This is a genomic window from Amycolatopsis sp. NBC_00355, from assembly GCF_036104975.1.
GTDB lineage: Bacteria > Actinomycetota > Actinomycetes > Mycobacteriales > Pseudonocardiaceae > Amycolatopsis.
In genome coordinates, this window is sequence record NZ_CP107982.1 from 3803659 (window position 1) to 3820396 (window position 16738).

At 71.0% G+C, this 16738-nt stretch carries 16 protein-coding genes and 2 pseudogenes; 8 read left to right on the forward strand and 10 right to left on the reverse strand.

Features of this window, described 5'->3' with window-relative positions:
• Positions 1-9: 9 nt before the first annotated feature.
• From OHS18_RS16435 to OHS18_RS16455, 5 genes are all read left to right on the forward strand, one after another.
• On the forward strand, positions 10-903 hold the full coding sequence (locus tag OHS18_RS16435) for a ParA family protein (RefSeq protein WP_328451659.1): 894 nt from the start codon (positions 10-12) through the stop codon (positions 901-903).
• Between the two features lie 3 nt (positions 904-906).
• Positions 907-1716, forward strand: a complete 810-nt coding sequence (locus OHS18_RS16440; RefSeq protein ID WP_328617633.1) for a DNA-formamidopyrimidine glycosylase family protein — start codon at positions 907-909, stop codon at positions 1714-1716.
• A 124-nt stretch (positions 1717-1840) separates the two neighbouring features.
• On the forward strand, positions 1841-2887 hold the full coding sequence (gene add, locus OHS18_RS16445) for an adenosine deaminase (RefSeq protein WP_328617634.1): 1047 nt from the start codon (positions 1841-1843) through the stop codon (positions 2885-2887).
• 390 nt (positions 2888-3277) lie between these two features.
• On the forward strand, positions 3278-3838 hold the full coding sequence (locus OHS18_RS16450) for a GNAT family N-acetyltransferase (protein WP_328451653.1): 561 nt from the start codon (positions 3278-3280) through the stop codon (positions 3836-3838).
• Positions 3839-3903: 65 nt separating this feature from the next.
• Positions 3904-4941 carry a quinone-dependent dihydroorotate dehydrogenase gene (locus OHS18_RS16455; protein WP_328451651.1) on the forward strand — a complete coding sequence of 346 codons (1038 nt, stop codon included), beginning with the start codon at positions 3904-3906 and terminating at the stop codon, positions 4939-4941.
• Here the strand turns inward: OHS18_RS16455 and atzF are convergent.
• The 7 genes and pseudogenes from atzF to rimO all read right to left on the reverse strand — a co-directional run bounded on the left by atzF (position 4913) and on the right by rimO (position 12619).
• A complete protein-coding gene (gene atzF / locus OHS18_RS16460) occupies positions 4913-6667 on the reverse strand; it encodes an allophanate hydrolase (protein WP_328451649.1) in 1755 nt (584 codons plus the stop codon). The genes OHS18_RS16455 and atzF overlap by 29 nt on opposite strands.
• Positions 6668-7117: 450 nt before the next feature.
• A complete protein-coding gene (gene pspM, locus OHS18_RS16465) occupies positions 7118-8128 on the reverse strand; it encodes a phage shock envelope stress response protein PspM (RefSeq protein WP_328617635.1) in 1011 nt (336 codons plus the stop codon).
• A 32-nt stretch (positions 8129-8160) separates the two neighbouring features.
• The gene (locus tag OHS18_RS16470) at positions 8161-9006 is read right to left on the reverse strand and encodes a PspA/IM30 family protein (protein WP_326943035.1); all 846 of its coding nucleotides are present in this window, start codon (positions 9004-9006) and stop codon (positions 8161-8163) included.
• A 247-nt stretch (positions 9007-9253) separates the two neighbouring features.
• On the reverse strand, positions 9254-9721 hold the full coding sequence (locus OHS18_RS16475) for a helix-turn-helix domain-containing protein (protein ID WP_328617636.1): 468 nt from the start codon (positions 9719-9721) through the stop codon (positions 9254-9256).
• Between the two features lie 374 nt (positions 9722-10095).
• Positions 10096-10470 (reverse strand): annotated as a pseudogene (locus OHS18_RS16480) (CinA family protein); the annotation flags it as partial.
• A gap of 2 nt (positions 10471-10472) precedes the next feature.
• Positions 10473-11123, reverse strand: a complete 651-nt coding sequence (pgsA, locus tag OHS18_RS16485) for a CDP-diacylglycerol--glycerol-3-phosphate 3-phosphatidyltransferase (protein ID WP_328451641.1) — start codon at positions 11121-11123, stop codon at positions 10473-10475.
• Positions 11120-12619, reverse strand: coding sequence for a 30S ribosomal protein S12 methylthiotransferase RimO (gene rimO / locus OHS18_RS16490; protein WP_328617637.1), 1500 nt, complete (start codon positions 12617-12619; stop codon positions 11120-11122). Before rimO ends, pgsA begins: the two co-directional genes overlap by 4 nt.
• Before the next feature lie 87 nt (positions 12620-12706).
• Between rimO and OHS18_RS16495 the strand changes: the two genes are divergently transcribed.
• The 3 genes and pseudogenes from OHS18_RS16495 (at position 12707) to OHS18_RS16505 (ending at position 14443) form a co-directional block, all read left to right on the forward strand.
• On the forward strand, positions 12707-13225 hold the full coding sequence (locus OHS18_RS16495) for an amino-acid N-acetyltransferase (protein ID WP_442874460.1): 519 nt from the start codon (positions 12707-12709) through the stop codon (positions 13223-13225).
• A gap of 104 nt (positions 13226-13329) precedes the next feature.
• Positions 13330-13764: a phospholipase gene (locus tag OHS18_RS16500; RefSeq protein ID WP_328451635.1), complete on the forward strand. Its 435-nt coding sequence runs from the start codon at positions 13330-13332 to the stop codon at positions 13762-13764.
• 55 nt (positions 13765-13819) lie between these two features.
• Positions 13820-14443, forward strand: a pseudogene (locus tag OHS18_RS16505) (nitroreductase family protein).
• On the opposite strand, the gene OHS18_RS16510 reads toward OHS18_RS16505, so the two are convergent.
• Genes OHS18_RS16510 through OHS18_RS16520 form a run of 3 tightly spaced genes read right to left on the reverse strand, consistent with a single transcriptional unit; the run spans position 14436 to position 16712 of the window.
• The gene (locus OHS18_RS16510; protein WP_328617638.1) at positions 14436-14858 is read right to left on the reverse strand and encodes a hypothetical protein; all 423 of its coding nucleotides are present in this window, start codon (positions 14856-14858) and stop codon (positions 14436-14438) included. The pseudogene OHS18_RS16505 and the gene OHS18_RS16510 sit on opposite strands and share 8 nt — an antisense overlap.
• A gap of 46 nt (positions 14859-14904) precedes the next feature.
• A complete protein-coding gene (locus OHS18_RS16515; protein ID WP_328617639.1) occupies positions 14905-15468 on the reverse strand; it encodes an RloB family protein in 564 nt (187 codons plus the stop codon).
• Positions 15465-16712, reverse strand: a complete 1248-nt coding sequence (locus OHS18_RS16520; protein ID WP_328617640.1) for an AAA family ATPase — start codon at positions 16710-16712, stop codon at positions 15465-15467. Before OHS18_RS16520 ends, OHS18_RS16515 begins: the two co-directional genes overlap by 4 nt.
• Positions 16713-16738 lie beyond the last annotated feature (26 nt).

Sequence of the window (16738 nt, forward strand, 5' to 3'; positions counted from 1 at the left end):
CTGGTCGTTGTGCACACGGTCGCCGTACTCAGCCTCAAGGGTGGCGTCGGCAAGACGACGGTCGCTCTCGGTGTAGCGTCCGCCGCCCTGCGTAGGGGCACGCGGACGCTGGTGGTCGACCTGGACCCGCAGGGCAACGCCACGACTTCGCTCGACCCGCCCTACACCGACGCGACCCTCGCCGACGTCCTCGAGACGCCGACCCGCGAGGTGCTCGAACGCGCCATCGCGCCGAGCGTGTGGAGCGAGGACGTCGACGTCCTCGTCGGCACCGAAGAGCTGGAACTGCTCAACGACCCGGACGCGAGCAGCGAGCGGCTCGCCAACTTCTCCCGCGCGCTCGACGAGCTGCACCGGGAGCCGCTGCGCGAAACGCCCTACGAGCTGGTGATCCTCGACTGCCCGCCGTCCCTGGGCCGGCTGACGAAGTCGGCGCTGGTCGCCGCGGACAGCGCGCTGATCGTCACCGAGCCGACGATGTACGCCGTCGCGGGCGCCCGGCGGGCGCTGGAGGCGATCGAGAACATCCGCAAGGAGCTCAACCCGGACCTGCGCCCGATCGGCGTGCTGGTGAACAAGCTGCGCGTGCGCTCCTACGAGCACCAGTTCCGGATCGCCGAGCTGCGCGAGAACTTCGGCCCGCTGGTGATGCCGACGGCGATCACCGACCGGCTGGCCGTGCAGCAGGCCCAGGGCGCCTGCAGCCCGATCCACGAGTGGCACTCCCCCGGCGCGCAGGAGATCGCGCTGACCTTCAACATGGTGCTGGCCAAGATCCTGCGCTCCAACCGCGCCGGCCGGCACCGCGTCCACGGCGAGGAGCCCGAGGGCCCGGACTGGCCCGAAGGCCCGGCGCCGGAGACCGAGGCGGCCCCGGCCGAGGTGTCCGAATCCGCGGGGTGAGCCGTGCCCGAAGGTGACACCGTCTACCTCGTCGGCAAGCGCTTCGACCGGGCCATGGCCGGGAAGACGTTGCTGCGCGGGGAGTTCCGGGTGCCACAACTGGCCACTGTGGACCTCGCCGGGCGCGACGTGCTCGGCGTCGGCACGGTCGGCAAGCACCTGTTCACGCGCTTCTCCGGCGACCTGACCCTGCATTCGCACCTGATGATGGACGGCATGTGGGACGTCTACGCGGCCGGCGCGAAGTGGCGCCGGCCGGGTCACCACGCCCGCGTGATCCTCACCTCGGCCGACGCCCAGGTGATCGGGTTCCGCGTCCACGACCTCAAACTCGTGCCCACCGCGAAGGAACACGACCTCGTCGCCCACCTCGGCCCGGACCTGCTGGATCCACAGTGGACGGACGAGCACGCGGCCCGTGCCGCGAAGGCTCTGGCCGCCGACCCGGCGCGCGAGCTGGGGCTGGCTCTGCTCGACCAGCGCGTCATGGCGGGCGTCGGAAACCTGTACAAGTGCGAGATGTGCTTCCTGCTCGGCGTGACGCCGTGGACGCCGGTGTCCGAAGTGGACGCTTCGCGGACGGTCGCGCTCGGCCGCAAGCTGCTGCTGGCCAACGCCGTCTCCGGGCGGTTCGACCAGAGCACCACCGGTCACCTCGACCGCAACCGGAAGAACTGGGTCTACGAGCGCACCCGCCAGGGCTGCTTCCGCTGCGGCGGCCCCACCCTGGTGCGCACGCAAGGCCACGACGTCCGGCGGCGGCCGACGTGGTTCTGCCCGAAGTGCCAGTCCGGTCCGGCTCCCGCGCGCTAAGGTGGCCTGCGTGACGTCGTTCAAGCTCCCGCTCTACGGGACCGACACCGAACGCGGCGACCTCGCTCCCTGAGCCGCCCGCGCAGCCACGTCACCGCACCCGCACGTCCCAGGGAGTCTCGTCATGCCCGAAATCCCGGCCGGGCCGGCGCTGCGCGCGTTCGCGCGCGCCCTGCCCAAGGTCGAACTGCACGTCCACCTGGTCGGCTCGGCGAGCCTGCCGACCGTCCGCGCGCTGGCCCGCCGCCGCCCGGAAGCCGGTGTCCCGACCGAAGAACGCGCGCTCGCGGAGTTCTTCACCTTCCGCGACTTCGACCACTTCCTCACCGTCTACTTCGCGGTCACGTCGCTGGTGCGCGACCGCCACGACGTCCACACGCTGGTCGCCGGCCTGGCCGCGGACCTCGCGGCGCAGAACTGCCGCTACGCCGAAGTCACCGTGACGCCCTACAACCACCTCCTCGACGGTATGCCCGGCGACGACCTGCTCGCCGGGCTCGAGTCCGGCCGGGCCCGCGCCGCCGAGCTGGGTGTGGAACTGGCCTGGTGTTTCGACATTCCCGGCGAAAAGGGCACCAAGGCCGGCGCCGAAACCCTCGTGTTCGCGCTCCGCGAACGCCCCGAAGGGCTGGTGTCCTTCGGGCTCGGCGGGCCCGAGCTGGGGGTCGGGCGGGCGCGGTTCGCGCCGTTCTTCACCCGGGCGCGGGAAGCCGGGCTGCACAGCGTGCCGCACGCCGGCGAGACCACCGGCCCGGCCACGATCTGGTCGGCGCTGCACGACCTCGGCGCCGAGCGGATCGGCCACGGCACCAGCTGCGCGGGCGACCCCGCGCTGCTCGAACACCTTGCGGCGCACCGGATTCCGCTGGAGGTGTGCCCGACGTCGAACGTGCGCACCGGCCAGGTCGCCTCGGTCGCCGCGCACCCGGTGCGGCGGATGCTCGACCACGGCGTCGTCGTCACGCTCAACACCGACGACCCGCCGATGTTCGGGGCCACGCTCACCGGCGAGTACGTCGCCGTCGCCGAGGCGCTGGGGCTGACCGCCGCCGAACTGGCGCGGCTCGCGGAGAACGCCGTCGACGCGTCCTTCCTCGGCGACGCACCGAAAAACCTCCTGCGACGTGAGATCCGGCAAATGACGTTGCCGGGTACCGGGAACTTCGTTTAGCGTGGCGGTACACGAGAGAGGAGGTGGTCCTAAGTTGTATTCCAACAGGACTCGTGAGGTGACTGTCCGCTAGCGGATGGCACGAGATGGGACTTTGAGCAGCGATACAACGGAGCCACCTTCGGCTCATCGCCTGCTTCCCGTGTTTGCCTGATAGCGAATACCAGGCAGTCACCGGGCCCCCAGGGTTCCCGGGCACCGGTCCGGCCCGGGCTCGAGCGTTTGACGGCGTTCGAGAGACCCCCTGGGGGCACCCCCAAACCGCTCATTTGTGCAGGTCAAGCCGCCCGTCGGCGGCGGGCGACCGCCCGGCGATCAGACCTCCGGTTTCGCCGATTCGGTTTCGCCGTTCCGTCCCCCGGACGGGTCAACCGTCGCTAGCCTGGAACCATGCTCAGGCCCGACTACCCGATCACCACGGATCGCCTGCTCCTGCGCCCGTTCACGCTCGACGACCTCGACGCGCTGAACTCCTTCCAGTCCCGCTCCGACGTCGCCCGCTACCTGTACTGGGGCCCTCGCAGCCGCGCCGAATCGGCCGCCGCGCTCGCGAAACGGGTGCACAGCTCGACGTTGACGAACGAGGGACAGTTCCTGGCCGTCGCGGTCGAGCTGGCGGCGACCGGGCAGCTGATCGGCGACCTGAACCTCGAGTGGCTGAGCAGCGAGCACCGACAGGGCGAGATCGGGTTCGTCTTCCACCCCGACCACCACGGCAAGGGCCTGGCCGCCGAAGCCGCCACCGAGCTGCTGCGCCTGGGCTTCGAAGACCTGGGGCTGCACCGGATCATCGGCCGCTGCGACGGCCGCAACACCGCCTCCGCCGCGCTCATGGAACGCCTCGGCATGCGCGAGGAAGCGCGGCTGCGGGAGAACGAGATCGTCAAGGGCGAGTGGACCGACGAACTCGTCTTCGCGATGCTGGAAGACGAGTGGAAGGACCGCGCGTAGTGGTCTCGTTCACCCCGAGGTGACGCTCCGGTCGCGCGCTCCGGGCGATTTGGCAGCATGAGGGCGTGTTCTTCGACAAGATCGTCCGCCCGGCGCTGTACCGCCTGTCCTACCACGACCCCGAGCTGGTGCACGAGCGCACGATCGGCGTCCTCTCCCGCCTCGGCAAGGCCACTTCGGCGCTGAGCCGCGTGTACCGCGTCGACGACCCGGCGACGGTGCTGGGCCTGCGCTTCCCCAATCGCGTCGGCCTCGCCGCCGGGATGGACAAGAACGGCCGCGCGCTGCCCGCGTGGGCCGGGCTCGGTTTCGGTTTTGTCGAGGTCGGCACGGTGACGCGGCTGGCGCAGCCGGGCAACCCGAAGCCGCGGCTGTTCACCCTCCCCGAGACCGACGCGGTGATCAACCGCATGGGCTTCAACAACGACGGCGCCGAGGCGCTCGCGGCGAAGCTCGCGCGGGAGGGCAAACCGGGCGTGCCGCTCGGGATCAGCATCGGCAAGTCGAAGCTCACCCCACTCGAAGACGCCGTCGAGGACTACCGGTTCTCGCTGCGCGCGCTGCACCCGTACGCCGACTACTTCGCGATCAACGTCAGTTCCCCGAACACACCGGGGCTGCGTCAGCTGCAGGACCGCGCGGCGCTGGCCGAGCTGCTGGGCGAGCTGCGGTCGACGTCCGTGGAGCTGGCCGGCGGCGCCGCGCCGACGCCGGTGCTGGTCAAGGTCGCCCCCGACCTGACCGACGACGCACTGGCCGAGCTCCTGGAAGTCAGCCTGGACCACGGCGTCGCCGGGATCATCGCCACGAACACCACCCTCTCCCGCGACGGCATCGCGGCCGCGGAAAGCGGCCTGGCCGGACAGGCGGGAGGGCTGTCCGGCCGGCCGCTGACCACCCGCGCGGCCGAGGTCGTGCGGTTCGTGCACGACCACACCGGCGGGAGCCTGCCGATCATCGGCGTCGGCGGCATCCTCGGCCCCGACGACGCCGTCCGGCTGGTGGACGCCGGCGCGTCGCTCGTGCAGCTCTACACCGGGTTCGCGCTGCACGGGCCGGGGCTGGTCCGCCGCGTCAGCCGGGGGCTCGCGGCCCGGCGGTAGACGTGAAGCGCACGTAGCCGCGCCAGGATTCGTAGCGTTCCAGGCCCGGCGCCGCCGTGGTCGCGTCCTTTTCGCACCGGACGGCCAGGACCCGCGACCCGTCCTCGAGCTCGACGCGGGCCAGCACGAACGGCTCCGGCAGCGTCGCGGCGAACCGGCCGAGCGCGGCCGGGGACAGCCGCCAGCGCTCGCCGTCGAGAGCACGGCCGTCGACGTCCTCGAGCACGCCCGGCTGCGGTGGTTCGGTCGCCAGCAACACCATCCGGTACCGCTCGGCGGTCCGGACCGGGCCGGTGAACCGGGCGCCGAGCTCGGTGAGCCGGGAGTTGAGCGGCTGGCCGCGCAGGTGCGCGCCGAACACGACGAGATCCTCGCCGGGCTCCGGGTAGTGCGTCATCGGCTCGTCCGTGCAGACGGTGGCCAGGTCGAGGGCGATCTGGTCCTCGAAGGCGCGCGTGACGAAGGTGACGCCGAACGGGCGGCGGTCGCCCGGCAGCACCGGGACGGTGACCGCGGCCAGGTCGAGCACGTTCACGAACGCGCTGTAGACGGCCAGGCGGTGGCTCACGCCGATCGGGTCGGCCAGCGCCTCGGCGAGCTCCGGGTGGTCCGGCACGGTCGGCACCAGGAGCGCGTCGAACCCGTCGAGAGCCCGCGCGGCCCGGACCTTCAGCTCGGCGAACCGGCGTTTGTCGGCGGCGAACGCGTGTGCGGTGTGGGTGCCGGCCGCGCGGACCAGGGCGGCGACCGTCGGGTCGGCGTCGGCCGGGTTCTTGCCGAGGAACTCCCCGATCACGGTGTAGCTCTCGACGTCGAACGAACCGGTGTAGACCAGTTTGCCCGCCTCGCGGAAGACGTCGAAGGGGATCGGTTCGAGGATCGCGCCCGAGACCGCCAGCCGCGTCACCGTGTCGTCGAAGGCGAGCCGGGCCGCGGCGCTCAACGGGGCCAGGCCGGCTTCGTCCGGGATCGCGATCCGCGGGTGGTCGCCGGCGCCGAGGCGGACGTCGGCGGGCCAGGTGCGCATGCCGGGGTCGACGCCGTCCGGGCCGGTCATCAGGGCGAGCGCGCGGCGGCCGGCGGCCAGGCCGGGCGCGAACACCGAGACGCCGTCGTAGGAGTGCGACGCCGGCAGGACGCCGGTCATCGGCAGCAGGCCCAGCGTCGGCTTCAGCCCGACGACGGCGTTCAGGGCGGCCGGGATCCGGCCGGAGCCCGCGGTGTCGGTCCCCAGGGCCAGGTCGACGATGCCGAGCGCGACGGCGACGGCCGAGCCGCAGCTGGAGCCGCCGGCGACCTTGGTCCGGTCCCACGCCGACGTCACGGCGCCGTACGGGGTGCGGGTGCCGGCGAGGCCGTAGCCGAACTGGTCGAGGTTGGTCTTGCCGAGCACGACCGCGCCGGCCGCGGTGAGCCGGGCGACGACGGTGGCGGAGGTTTCCGGGACCCGGGCGAACGACGGGCACCCCGCGGTGGTGGGCTGCCCGGCGACGTCGATCAGGTCCTTCACGGCGATGACCGTGCCCGCCAGGGGCAGGTCCTCACCCGCTTTGATCCGCTCGTCGACCGCCTTCGCGTCGACGAGGACGTCCTCGACGGCGCGCAGCGTGGTCCAGAGTTCGGGGCGGTCGACTTCGGCGATGCGCTCGAAGGCCGCGATGACGCGCTGGGTCGCGCTGGGTGGGGCGGGCGTGACGGGGTCCGGTTCCGGCGGGAGCGTGTTCACGGGGCGTCCTTTCCTCGGCGGAAAGCGAGAAAGTCCACTGTGTACGGTCGGCGCCGGCGAACCTCAGAGCAAGGCGGGCCTTCCGTGGGTTGCCACCACTGCATGCATGACAGAAACGTTAGGTGGCGCACGTTTCCGTCGCTACCGGTTTCCGATTACGCGCGTGTTTCGGCACCCAGAGGTGAACAGGCGGCGACGCCGGGGTGAAACGCACGATCACGCACGCCGCGTGACAACGCGGGTCCGGAGCAGGATGACGGCACCCGGACGGCCGAGCGGCGCACCTGAACGGCGCAGCGGCGCGGCGTTTCGCGTGATCGACGAGCCGGGACGTGTGACGGAAGGGCCGACACGCGTGATTGGACGGTCGACTCGCGTGTTTGGACAGTCGACACGGGTGTGATCGGGCCGTCAGCGGCGCGGATCGCGCGGGTTACGGATGGTGGCGCGTCAGGAGAGTTCGCGCAGGGCCATCGCCAGGCCGGCCAGGCGGTCGGTGGCGTCGGTGAGGGCCTGCTTGGACGTGATCAGGCCGTCGCCCGCCGCGGCGACGGTGTGGCCGGCCGCGGCGACCAGGCCGCCGTAGCCTTCGAGGCCGTCGTCGAGCTGCTCGCGGAGCTTGGCGACCGCCGCGTCCAGCGCGGCCTGCTCACGGGCCGGGGCGGCGTTGCGGCCGCGTTCGATCGCCTGGATGCGGGCCGCCAGGCCACGCAGGGCGGCCGCGGCTTCGTCGGCCGTCTGGCGGGCGTCCGCGACGGACACTTCGGACACCGGCATCGTGCCCACCGAAGACGGCACCGACAGCTGGCGCAGCAGCTCGAACAGCGACGCCTCACCCTCGGCCAGCCGTTCCATCGGCTCGCGCGCCACCGACCCGGCGGGCGGCAGCGGGGGCGGCCCGGCCGGGGTGGCCGGCAGCTGGACGCGGTTGAGGCCACGGAGCTTGAGCCCGGACCGGACGCCGAACGTGCCGAACACGACGGCCCCGGCGAAGGCCATGATCGCCTGCGGCATCATCGCGGCGCCGGTGGCACTGATCCAGCCGACGCCCGCGGCCACGGCGAGGACGCCGCACAGGATCGTCAGCAGGATCCACAGCGTGAGCGCGCGAGACGTCCGCCGCTTGCGGCGTGCCAGCTTCGCGGCGGGGTCGTTCCACCGGTTCCACTTGGTCCGGGCCTCGGCGAAGGCCGGGACCTGGTTCGCCACGGACGCCAACGACGACAGGTCCGGCATCCGCGACCCGGCTGACCGCGGTCGTTGCAACGGGTTCGGCCGCTGGTAGGACGGCCGGGCGGTCCCGGGCTTCCCGCCGGCCTGATCGGCCGGCGGGAAGTACCGCTGGACCTTCTGGAGCTTCTCCTGGGCGCGCTGGGCGTATTCGGGCAGCTTCTCGATGTGCTTCTCGAGCTTGGCGCTGAACTCGTTGAAGTCCCGGCCTCTGCCTTGCTGCTGTCCCATGCCCGCCCCCTGGTTCGGCTCCGACACCGGCGTCAAGCCGGGTTCTTGCCCTGCTCCGCCTGCACGCGCGCCTGGATCTCACGCTGGATGTCGGCCGAGCTGGCGGCCGGCTTCTGGGCCGCCGCCGCGCCGCCGTCGGTCACCTGGGCGACCGAGTCGCCGCGCATCGACGCGCGGATCTGCTCGAGCCGCGACTGCCCGGCGAACTGCGTGGTGGAGGCCTGGACCTCCATCATGCGGCCCTGGACCGAGTTCTGAGCGAGTTCCGCTTGACCGAGCGCCGTGGTGTAGCGCTTCTCGATCTTGTCGCGGACCTCTTCCAGCGACGGCGTGTTGCCCGGCGCGGCCAGCTGGCTCATCTGGTTCAGCGAAGCGGAGACCTGCTCCTGCATCTTCGCCTGCTCCAGCTGCGAGAGCAGCTTGGTGCGCTCGGCCAGCTTCTGCTGCAGCATCTGCGAGTTGCGCTCCACGGCCTTCTTGGCCTGGGCCGCCGCCTGCAGCGACTGGTCGTGCAGCGTCTTGAGGTCCTCGATGTTCTGCTCGGCCGTGACGAGCTGCGTCGCGAAGCTCTCCGCGGCGGTCTCGAACTCGGTCGCCTTCTGCTCGTCACCCTTGCCCCGGGCCTCGTCCGCGAGGACGAGGGCCTGGCGGGTCGAGGCCTGCAGCTTCTCGACGTCGCTGAGCTGCCGGTTGAGCTTCATCTCCAGCTGACGCTGGTTGCCGATCACGGAGGCGGCCTGCTGCGTCAGCGCCTGGTGGTTGCGCTGCGCCTCCTCGATGGCCTGCTGGATCTGTACCTTCGGGTCGGCGTGCTCGTCGATCTTCGACGAGAACGCCGCCATCATGTACTTCCAGAACTTCACGAACGGGTTGGCCATCTCCTCCGCCTGCCTTCTTGCGTCCCACGGGCCTTGAGTACTCGGGGTGGTGGGGCGTCGCTCCCCTGCACATGCAACGCACCGACCCCGGCGTTGGGTTCCATCGTGTCAGGTCGGCCACGTCCATTCCAGGCGACCCCGGGGGATTTCAGGGTTCGCCCCCGGATCACCCCCGGTATCCCACGGGTATCCCACGCGAACGGCCCCGGGCGCGTTGCCCGGGGCCGTCGTCGTGTCCGATCCGTTACTACGCGGCGATGGTCGAAGCCAGCTTCGGCTGCCCGATCGTCGTGCGCAGGGTGGTGTTCATCCGTGGCGCCGGCGATATCCGCAGGTCGGCGAGGTCGTTGCCGATCAGGTCGGACATCAGGCGGCCGCCTTCGATCCCGGCCGCCGAAGCCTTGGCACCGCGGTCGGGCACCTTCTCCCGGGGCGCGCCTTCCACGATCCGCTCGTCGACCGGCGCGACCTCGACGTTGTCGAGGGCCGAAACGTCCGCTGCCACGTGGTGCAGCAGTTCGCCGAGCGGAAGGTCCAGGGCCTGGCAGATGGACGCGAGCAGCTCGCTCGACGCCTCCTTCTGGCCTCGTTCCACCTCGGAGAGGTAGCCGAGGCTGACCCTGGCGGCGCGGGAGATGTCGCGCAGCGTACGACGCTGGTTGGTGCGGGCATGACGGAGCCGATCACCGATCGCCTCACGCAACAGCACGGTCATCACGCGCCTCCCTTCCGTACAAGTACCCCCTACGTTACCCAGAGCGGCGCCCCGGGCGCAGGATTTGGGTGCCCGTACGCCAAGGGCGAACGCCCGATTCACGCCAGATGTTCCCCGAGCAGGGCAAACGCGGCGCGGACCGACTCGGTCCTGATCAAGTCCCGGTCGCCGCTCAAAGCCAGGGTACGGACTGTGACAAACGAAGCTCCGCCTCGGTCCGGGGACTCCGCCACCCGAGCCCCCGGAGGACGCTGTGTGACAAACGAGGCTTCGCCTCGGTCCGGGGACTCCGCCACCCGAGCCCCCGGAGGACGCTGTGTGACAAACGAGGCTTCGCCTCGGTCCGGGGGCTCCGCCACCCGAGCCCCCGGAGGACGTGGTGTGCGTGTCCCCGGCCCGGCGAGCCCGAGGTGCACCGTGCCCGGCGCGACGCCGTCCTGGGCGGCCGGACCGGCCACGCCGGTGAGCCCGAGCCCCCACGTGGCGCCGCAGCGCTCCCGGGCACCCACGGCCAGCTGGGCCGCGACCTCGGGGAACACCGCGCCGTGCTCGGCGAGCAGCTCGGGATCGACCCCGGCCAGGCGCGTCTTCAGCTCGGTGGCGTAGACGACCAGGCCGCCGCGCAGCACCGCGCTCGCCCCCGGCACCCGAGCCAGGGTGGCGCAGACCAGCCCGGCGGTCAGCGATTCGGCCGCCGCGACCGTCTCGCCGCGGGCTTTGAGGGCCGCGACCAGAGCCGTCTCGTCCACGCTCAGCTTCCGGTGGCGCGACGTCCGGCCGCGCGCAGCCGCACCGCCCGGACCAGGTAGTCGACGCCGGTGACCACGGTCAGCACCAGCGCCAGGCCCATCAGCGCCCAGCGGATCGGGTCGGCGCCGGCCGGCAGCGGCAGCAGGTAGGCGGTGATCGCGGCGATCTGGGCCATCGTCTTGGCCTTGCCACCGCGGCTGGCCGGGATCACGCCGTGCCGGATCACCCAGAAGCGCAGCAGGGTGACGCCGATCTCCCGGACGGCGATCACGATCGTGACCCACCAGCCGAGCTCGCCGAGGATGCTCAAGCCCACCAGCGCCGCGCCGGTGAGCGCCTTGTCCGCGATCGGGTCGGCGATCTTGCCGAAGTCGGTGATCAGGCCGTACTTGCGGGCCACCCAGCCGTCGAGCTGGTCGGTCGCGGAGGCGACGGCGAACAGCCCGGTGGCGATCGCGCGCCACGTCGTGTCGGCGCCGTCGCCGGTGAACAGCGCCGCGATGAACAGCGGGACCAGCACCAGCCGCGAGAGCGTCAGGAGGTTGGCGAGGTTCAGGGTCGGGACCGGGGTCGGTTCCGGGACCTGCGCCGTCGTCTCCGCGGCCGGCGGGACCAGGCCCTCGTCCGCGGCGTCGCTCGGGAGCGCACTCACCGGTCGGCGTCCGGTGCCGCGCGCACGATCAGGTCGACACCCGCCGAGTCGACGACCTCGCACCGGAGGAAATCACCCACCTGGGGCCGCTTGGCGGGGGTCCGGGTGGCGGAGCCCCCGGCTCGGGGCGAAGCCCCGGATGTCTCAGTCTTCTCCGGGGCGTCGAGGATGACGCACTCGCCGTCGACCTCGGGGGCCTGGTGCGCGGCGCGGCCGGTCAGCTCGCCGTCGTCGTCCAGCTCGACCAGGACATCGACGAAGGTGCCGATCCGGTCTTCCGCGCGCTGCGAGGTCAGCTCCTCGACGAGCGCCGAGATCCGCGTGACGCGCTCGGTGACCACCTGGGGGTCGAGCTTGCCGTCGAAGCCCTCGGCCTCGGTGCCGTCCTCGTCGGAGTAGCCGAAGACGCCGACCGCGTCGAGCCGGGCGCCGGTGAGGAAGCGCTCCAGCTCGGCCAGGTCGTGCTCGGTCTCGCCGGGGAACCCGACGATCACGTTGGTGCGGATGCCCGCCTCGGGCGCGTACTCGCGGATCTGCTCGGTCAGCGCGAGGAAGGAGTCGGTCGAGCCGAACCGGCGCATCCGGCGCAGCACCTGCTCGCTGGAGTGCTGGAACGACAGGTCGAAGTACTCGGCGACGCCCGGCGTGGTCGCGATGGCCTTGACCAGCTGCGGGCGCGTCTCGGCCGGCTGCAGGTAGGAGACGCGGACGCGCTCGATGCCGTCGATCTCCGCCAGGCGCGGCAGCAGCCGCTCCAGCGCGGTGGCGCCGTCGCGGCCGAAGTCCTTGCCGTAGGACGTCGAGTTCTCGCTGACCAGGAACAGTTCCTTGACACCGTGCTCGGCCAGCCACATCGCCTCGGCGACGATCTCGTCCGGCTGACGGGAAACGAAGGAGCCGCGGAAGGACGGGATGGCGCAGAAGGAGCAGCGCCGGTCGCAGCCGGAGGCGATCTTCAGCGCGGCCACCGGGGAGTCGTCCAGGCGCGTGCGCAGCACCCGCGGGCCCCAGCCGTGCTGCGCGTGGCCCGGGACCTCGACGTTCTCGGCCGCGGCGGGCCGCTGGACCGGGCTGATCGGCAGCAGCTTGCGGCGGTCGCCCGGCGTGTGCGAGGCGACCTTGCGGCCGGCGACGACGTCGTCGAGGCGGTCGGAAAGGTCGGCGTAGTGGTCGAAGCCGAGGACGGCGTCCGCCTCCGGCAGGCTGTCGGCCAGCTCGTGGCCGTAGCGCTCGGCCATGCAGCCGACCGCGACGACCTTCTTGCCGGTGTCGGAGGCCGCCAGCAGCGTGTCGACGGAGTCCTTCTTGGCCGACTCGACGAAGCCGCAGGTGTTGACCACCACGACGTCGGAGTCCTCCGGATCGGCCGCCAGCTCCCAGCCGCCGGCCGCCAGCCGGCCCGCCAGCTCCTCCGAGTCGACCTCGTTGCGGGCGCAGCCCAGGGTCAGCAGGGAGACGCGTCGGGTGGCGGCAGGTTCCGTGGTGGGAGAAGGCACGACGTTCAGGGTAGCCGCCGGGCCCCGGCGGTCCGACGACGGCGTAGCCCGGTCGTGTCAGCCGGTCTCCAGGGCCGTGTGGTTGAGTTGACGATCGTGCCGTCCGACTCGCCCCGCCCGACCGCCCGCCGTGCCCGGATCGCCGACATCCGCAAGATCAAGGCCCTGGTCGACGCGGACGCGGGCCGCGTGCTGCTGGAGAAGGACCTGGTCACGCTCTACGAGACGGTCCAGGAGTTCTGGGTCGCCGAAGCGGCGGGCGAGGTCCTCGGCGCGGCCGCCCTGCACGTCCTCTGGGAGGACATCGGCGAACTGCGCACCGTCGTGGTCGACAAGGCCGCCCGCGGCCAGGGTGTCGGGCGGCTGCTGGTCGCCCGCCTCGTCGACGAGGCCCGTGAGCTCGGTCTCCGGCGGCTGTTCGTGCTGACCTTCGAAACCGGCTTCTTCGCCGGGCACGGCTTCGTCGAGATCGACGGCACCCCGGTGTCGCACGAGGTCTACGAGGAGATGCGGCGCTCGCACGACACCGGCGTCGCCGAATTCCTCGACCTGCCGTATGTCAAGCCCAACACCCTGGGCAATTCACGCATGTTGCTCGAACTCTGAGGGGAATTCACCGAACATCCTCCTTTCGGGCGGTGACGGCGGGACAAAGCGCACTCGAAGCTGATCGGGCAAATCGTCCGCCCCGATCAGCGAGGAAGCACACGATGCGCACGACACTCCGGAACCTGGGGGCCACCATGACGGTGGCCGTGACTGTCGGCTTGGGGGCCCTCATGGGCACCGGCACCGCCGCGGCCGTCGACATCCCGACGGTCACCGACCAGTACCTCTTCCACACCTCCCTCTCCGGCTTCGAGTCCACGCGGGCCCAGAAGCCCTACAACGGCCAGCTCGACTGGTCGTCCGACGGCTGTTCCTGGTCGCCGGACACCCCGTTCGGCTTCCAGTTCCTGCCGGGCTGCCACCGGCACGACTTCGGGTACCGCAACTACAAGAAGCAGGGCCGGTTCACCTCGGCGAACCGCCTGAAGATCGACGACAACCTCTACAGCGACCTGAAGAGCGTCTGCGGGTCGAACGTGGTGTGCAAGGGCGCGGCCTGGACGTACTACCAGGCCGTCCGCAAGTTCGGCGGCTGAGCGAATCCCGGCCCGTTCCGGCCCGGGCCCTCGCGGTCCGGGCCAGGATGGGGTCATGGAGATCGATCACCTGCTGAGCACGACCCGCGCCGTCCGCCGGAAGCTCGACCTCGACCGCCCGGTCGAGCCGGCGATCCTCGAGGAGTGCCTGAACCTGGCGCTGCAGGCCCCGACCCCGGGCAACGCCCAGGCGTGGCGCTGGCTCGTGGTGCGCGACCAACGCGTGAAGGACCGGCTGGGCGGCCTGTTCCGCGAGGTCGGCTCGGCCTACCTGGCGGGCCGCGAGGCCGCGGCGGACGACACCGCCACCCGGCGGGCGCTGGCGTCCGGGCAGCACCTGATCGACGTCATCGAGCGCGTGCCGGTGTTCGTCATCCCCTGCCTCAAGGGCCGCCCGAGCGGCGAGAACGCGACGGACGCGGCGTTCTACGGCGGCATCTTCCCGGCGGTCTGGAACTTCTAGCTGGCCCTGCGCTCCCGCGGGCTGGGCTCGACGCTCACGACGTACCACCTGTCCCGCGAGACGGAGGCGGCGGAGATCCTCGGCGTCCCGGACGGCTTCACCCAGGTCGGCCTGCTGCCGGTGGCGTACACGACGGTCCCGGACTTCAAGCCGGCCGCACGCGTCCCCCTGTCCGAAGTGGCCTACCTCGATCACTGGGGCGCGCCGCTCAGCTGACCCGGACCGTGGCCTTTTGGCCGTCCTCGCTCACCGACACCAGCTCGACCCGGCTCGCGGCGAAGTTCGTGGCCTGCGGGCCGGTCCGCGGGCCGGTGTGCAGCTCGGCCGTGGTGCTCTCACCGCGGCCGGGCTCGCTCAGCAGGAACGCGAGGGAAGCCTCGCCCTGCCAGACGCAGGTCATGTTCGGCCGGCAGCGGGAGTCGTTGACCACGCGGACGTAGCGCACGGTCAGGTCCTTCCCCTGCACGGCGGCCTCCTGGCCGAGCCGGAGGGTGACGTCTCCGCCGGGAACGGTGCTCACGGTCGAGGGCGCGCCGGGGCGGACCGGGGCGGCCTGCCCGGAGGCGACCGAGCTCCCGGCGCCCACCAGGACGACGGCGAACGCGAACAGTCCGGCTACGAATCGCTGCATGTCCACGAGCTCAGGACGGAACGAAGCCGGGCGCGGGTTGCATCGGTCAGCTCATCTGCTCGACGAGCAGGCCCACCTGAGTGGACGGGTTGCAGGCGTGCCCGGCGTCAGGGCGCCGAGCACGGTCGACCGCCTTGTCGACACCATGGGCGAAGTCATCGAATCGCAGGGCCGACTTGTGGTAGCCGGGAACGTGCCGCCGCAGCCGCTTCTCGACGTCGCCGTAGCAGGTGAGCGGGGCTGCGCATGCCTCGAAGTGGAGCAGCAGCCAGTATTCGAAGCACGGGTTCGAGATGGCCAGGCGTACATCCAGCCGCCGAGCCGCCGTCAGTGCCTTGTCGAGGTCGAACTCGTCGACGTCGACGACACACCAGACATCGTCGTAGGCCGCTCCGGCGCGCCTTCCGAGATCGGCGGCGTACTTCACGACAGCCGAGGGATCCGCCGGTTTCGACTTGATCTTGATCGTGACGGCCGGGTTTCGCCGAGACCGCTTCAGCCCGTCGAAATAGGCGGGCTCGGTTGCCTTAGCACCGCAGACGACGAGGATCGACCGGTGCGGCTCGCGGAACGGTGCTCGGCGCCGACTGCTGTTTTCGCGACGGTTCATCGGCTGCGCAGGGCCTCCGCGAAATCACCCAGCACCGGCACGGCACCATAGCTGCCCGCGAGGTAACGCCGTTCGGTGTTCTGGTCTTTGCGCGGCTTGAAGTCAGTGAGCGGATAGAGACTGCTCGCCCCCTCGGCGTCCCGCTCGACGAACCAGATCTGGTCCCGGTCGAGGACCTGCTCGCCGAGCATGGTGCCGAGCAGGCTGGTGTCGTGCGTGGTGAAGACCAGCTGGGCGCCGTGGTTGTTCAGCTCGGGGTCCTGGAACAGTCCCACCAGCCTGGCCGTCAGCAGTGGGTGCAGGCTGGCGTCGATCTCGTCGACCAGCAGGACCAGTCCTTCGTCCAGCGCCGAAAGTACTTGGGGCAAAAGACCGATCCAGTTGCGCGTCCCCGAGGACTCGTCGTCGAAGTCGAAGCGCTCGCGAGCCGGCCCGTGGAGCAACTTGAGTTCCAGGTCGAACGCTCCCGTGAACCGACGAGGCGAATCGAGCCGCTCCTCGACGACGACGTCCACGATGCCGACATCGGCCACGCTGAGGAGCGACACCATGCGCTGCCGGTTCTCCGGATGCCGGAGCAGGTAGTCGCCGACGGCTCCCTGCACGAATTCGGAGCCGAACCATCCGCCGCCCAAACCGTTGACCAGGAGACCGGAAGAGAACCATCGGTAGACCGGCATCAACGGCCCGAGTTCCAGCCGGTCGCACACGCTCAGGAACAGCGCCGTCGGCCGGATCAGCTCTTCCAGGACTTCCAGCTTCTGCTTGAGATCGACCACTGTGGTACCGAACTTGATGCCGTCGCGATCGCGTTCGAAAACGACTCGCCTCCGCTTCTCCGGATAGGAGTAGAGCCATTCTTCGATGATTTCGTCTTCGTCGAGGAGGAAGCCGTAGGTGTACTGGACGCCGTCGGCAATCAGTTCGAAGACGAAAGTCGACGGCCGCGGCTCGGCGCCGAGGCCGAGCCGGAAGGGGTCCTGCACAGCGACGATGTGACGACCGGCGGAGGTCGGGAGGTGCCGGTTCATGACGGCCCCCATCACCAGGGTCATGGCCTTGAAGAGGTTCGACTTACCGGAGGCGTTCGCGCCGTAGACGGCGGCCACCGGCACCGCCGCTCGCTCGTCACCGGGCATCGCGGGCATGAGCAGCAGCTCCTGCTCGTCCCGGAACGAGCGGTGGTTGCCGAGACGGAAGCTCCGCAACATCCTGACCGCCTCCTTCGCGATGCTTCGGGTCATTCTGTACCAGTAAACCGCACAGAACA

Coding starts and splice junctions, on each gene's coding strand:
- add (WP_328617634.1), top strand. CDS start 1,841: ATGCCCGAAATCCCGGCCGGGCCGGCGCTGCGCGCGTTCGCGCGCGCC.
- OHS18_RS16450 (WP_328451653.1), top strand. CDS start 3,278: ATGCTCAGGCCCGACTACCCGATCACCACGGATCGCCTGCTCCTGCGC.
- pspM (WP_328617635.1), bottom strand. CDS start 8,128: ATGGGACAGCAGCAAGGCAGAGGCCGGGACTTCAACGAGTTCAGCGCC.
- OHS18_RS16470 (WP_326943035.1), bottom strand. CDS start 9,006: ATGGCCAACCCGTTCGTGAAGTTCTGGAAGTACATGATGGCGGCGTTC.
- OHS18_RS16475 (WP_328617636.1), bottom strand. CDS start 9,721: ATGACCGTGCTGTTGCGTGAGGCGATCGGTGATCGGCTCCGTCATGCC.
- OHS18_RS16500 (WP_328451635.1), top strand. CDS start 13,330: ATGCGCACGACACTCCGGAACCTGGGGGCCACCATGACGGTGGCCGTG.
- OHS18_RS16510 (WP_328617638.1), bottom strand. CDS start 14,858: ATGCAGCGATTCGTAGCCGGACTGTTCGCGTTCGCCGTCGTCCTGGTG.
- OHS18_RS16515 (WP_328617639.1), bottom strand. CDS start 15,468: ATGAACCGTCGCGAAAACAGCAGTCGGCGCCGAGCACCGTTCCGCGAG.
- OHS18_RS16520 (WP_328617640.1), bottom strand. CDS start 16,712: ATGACCCGAAGCATCGCGAAGGAGGCGGTCAGGATGTTGCGGAGCTTC.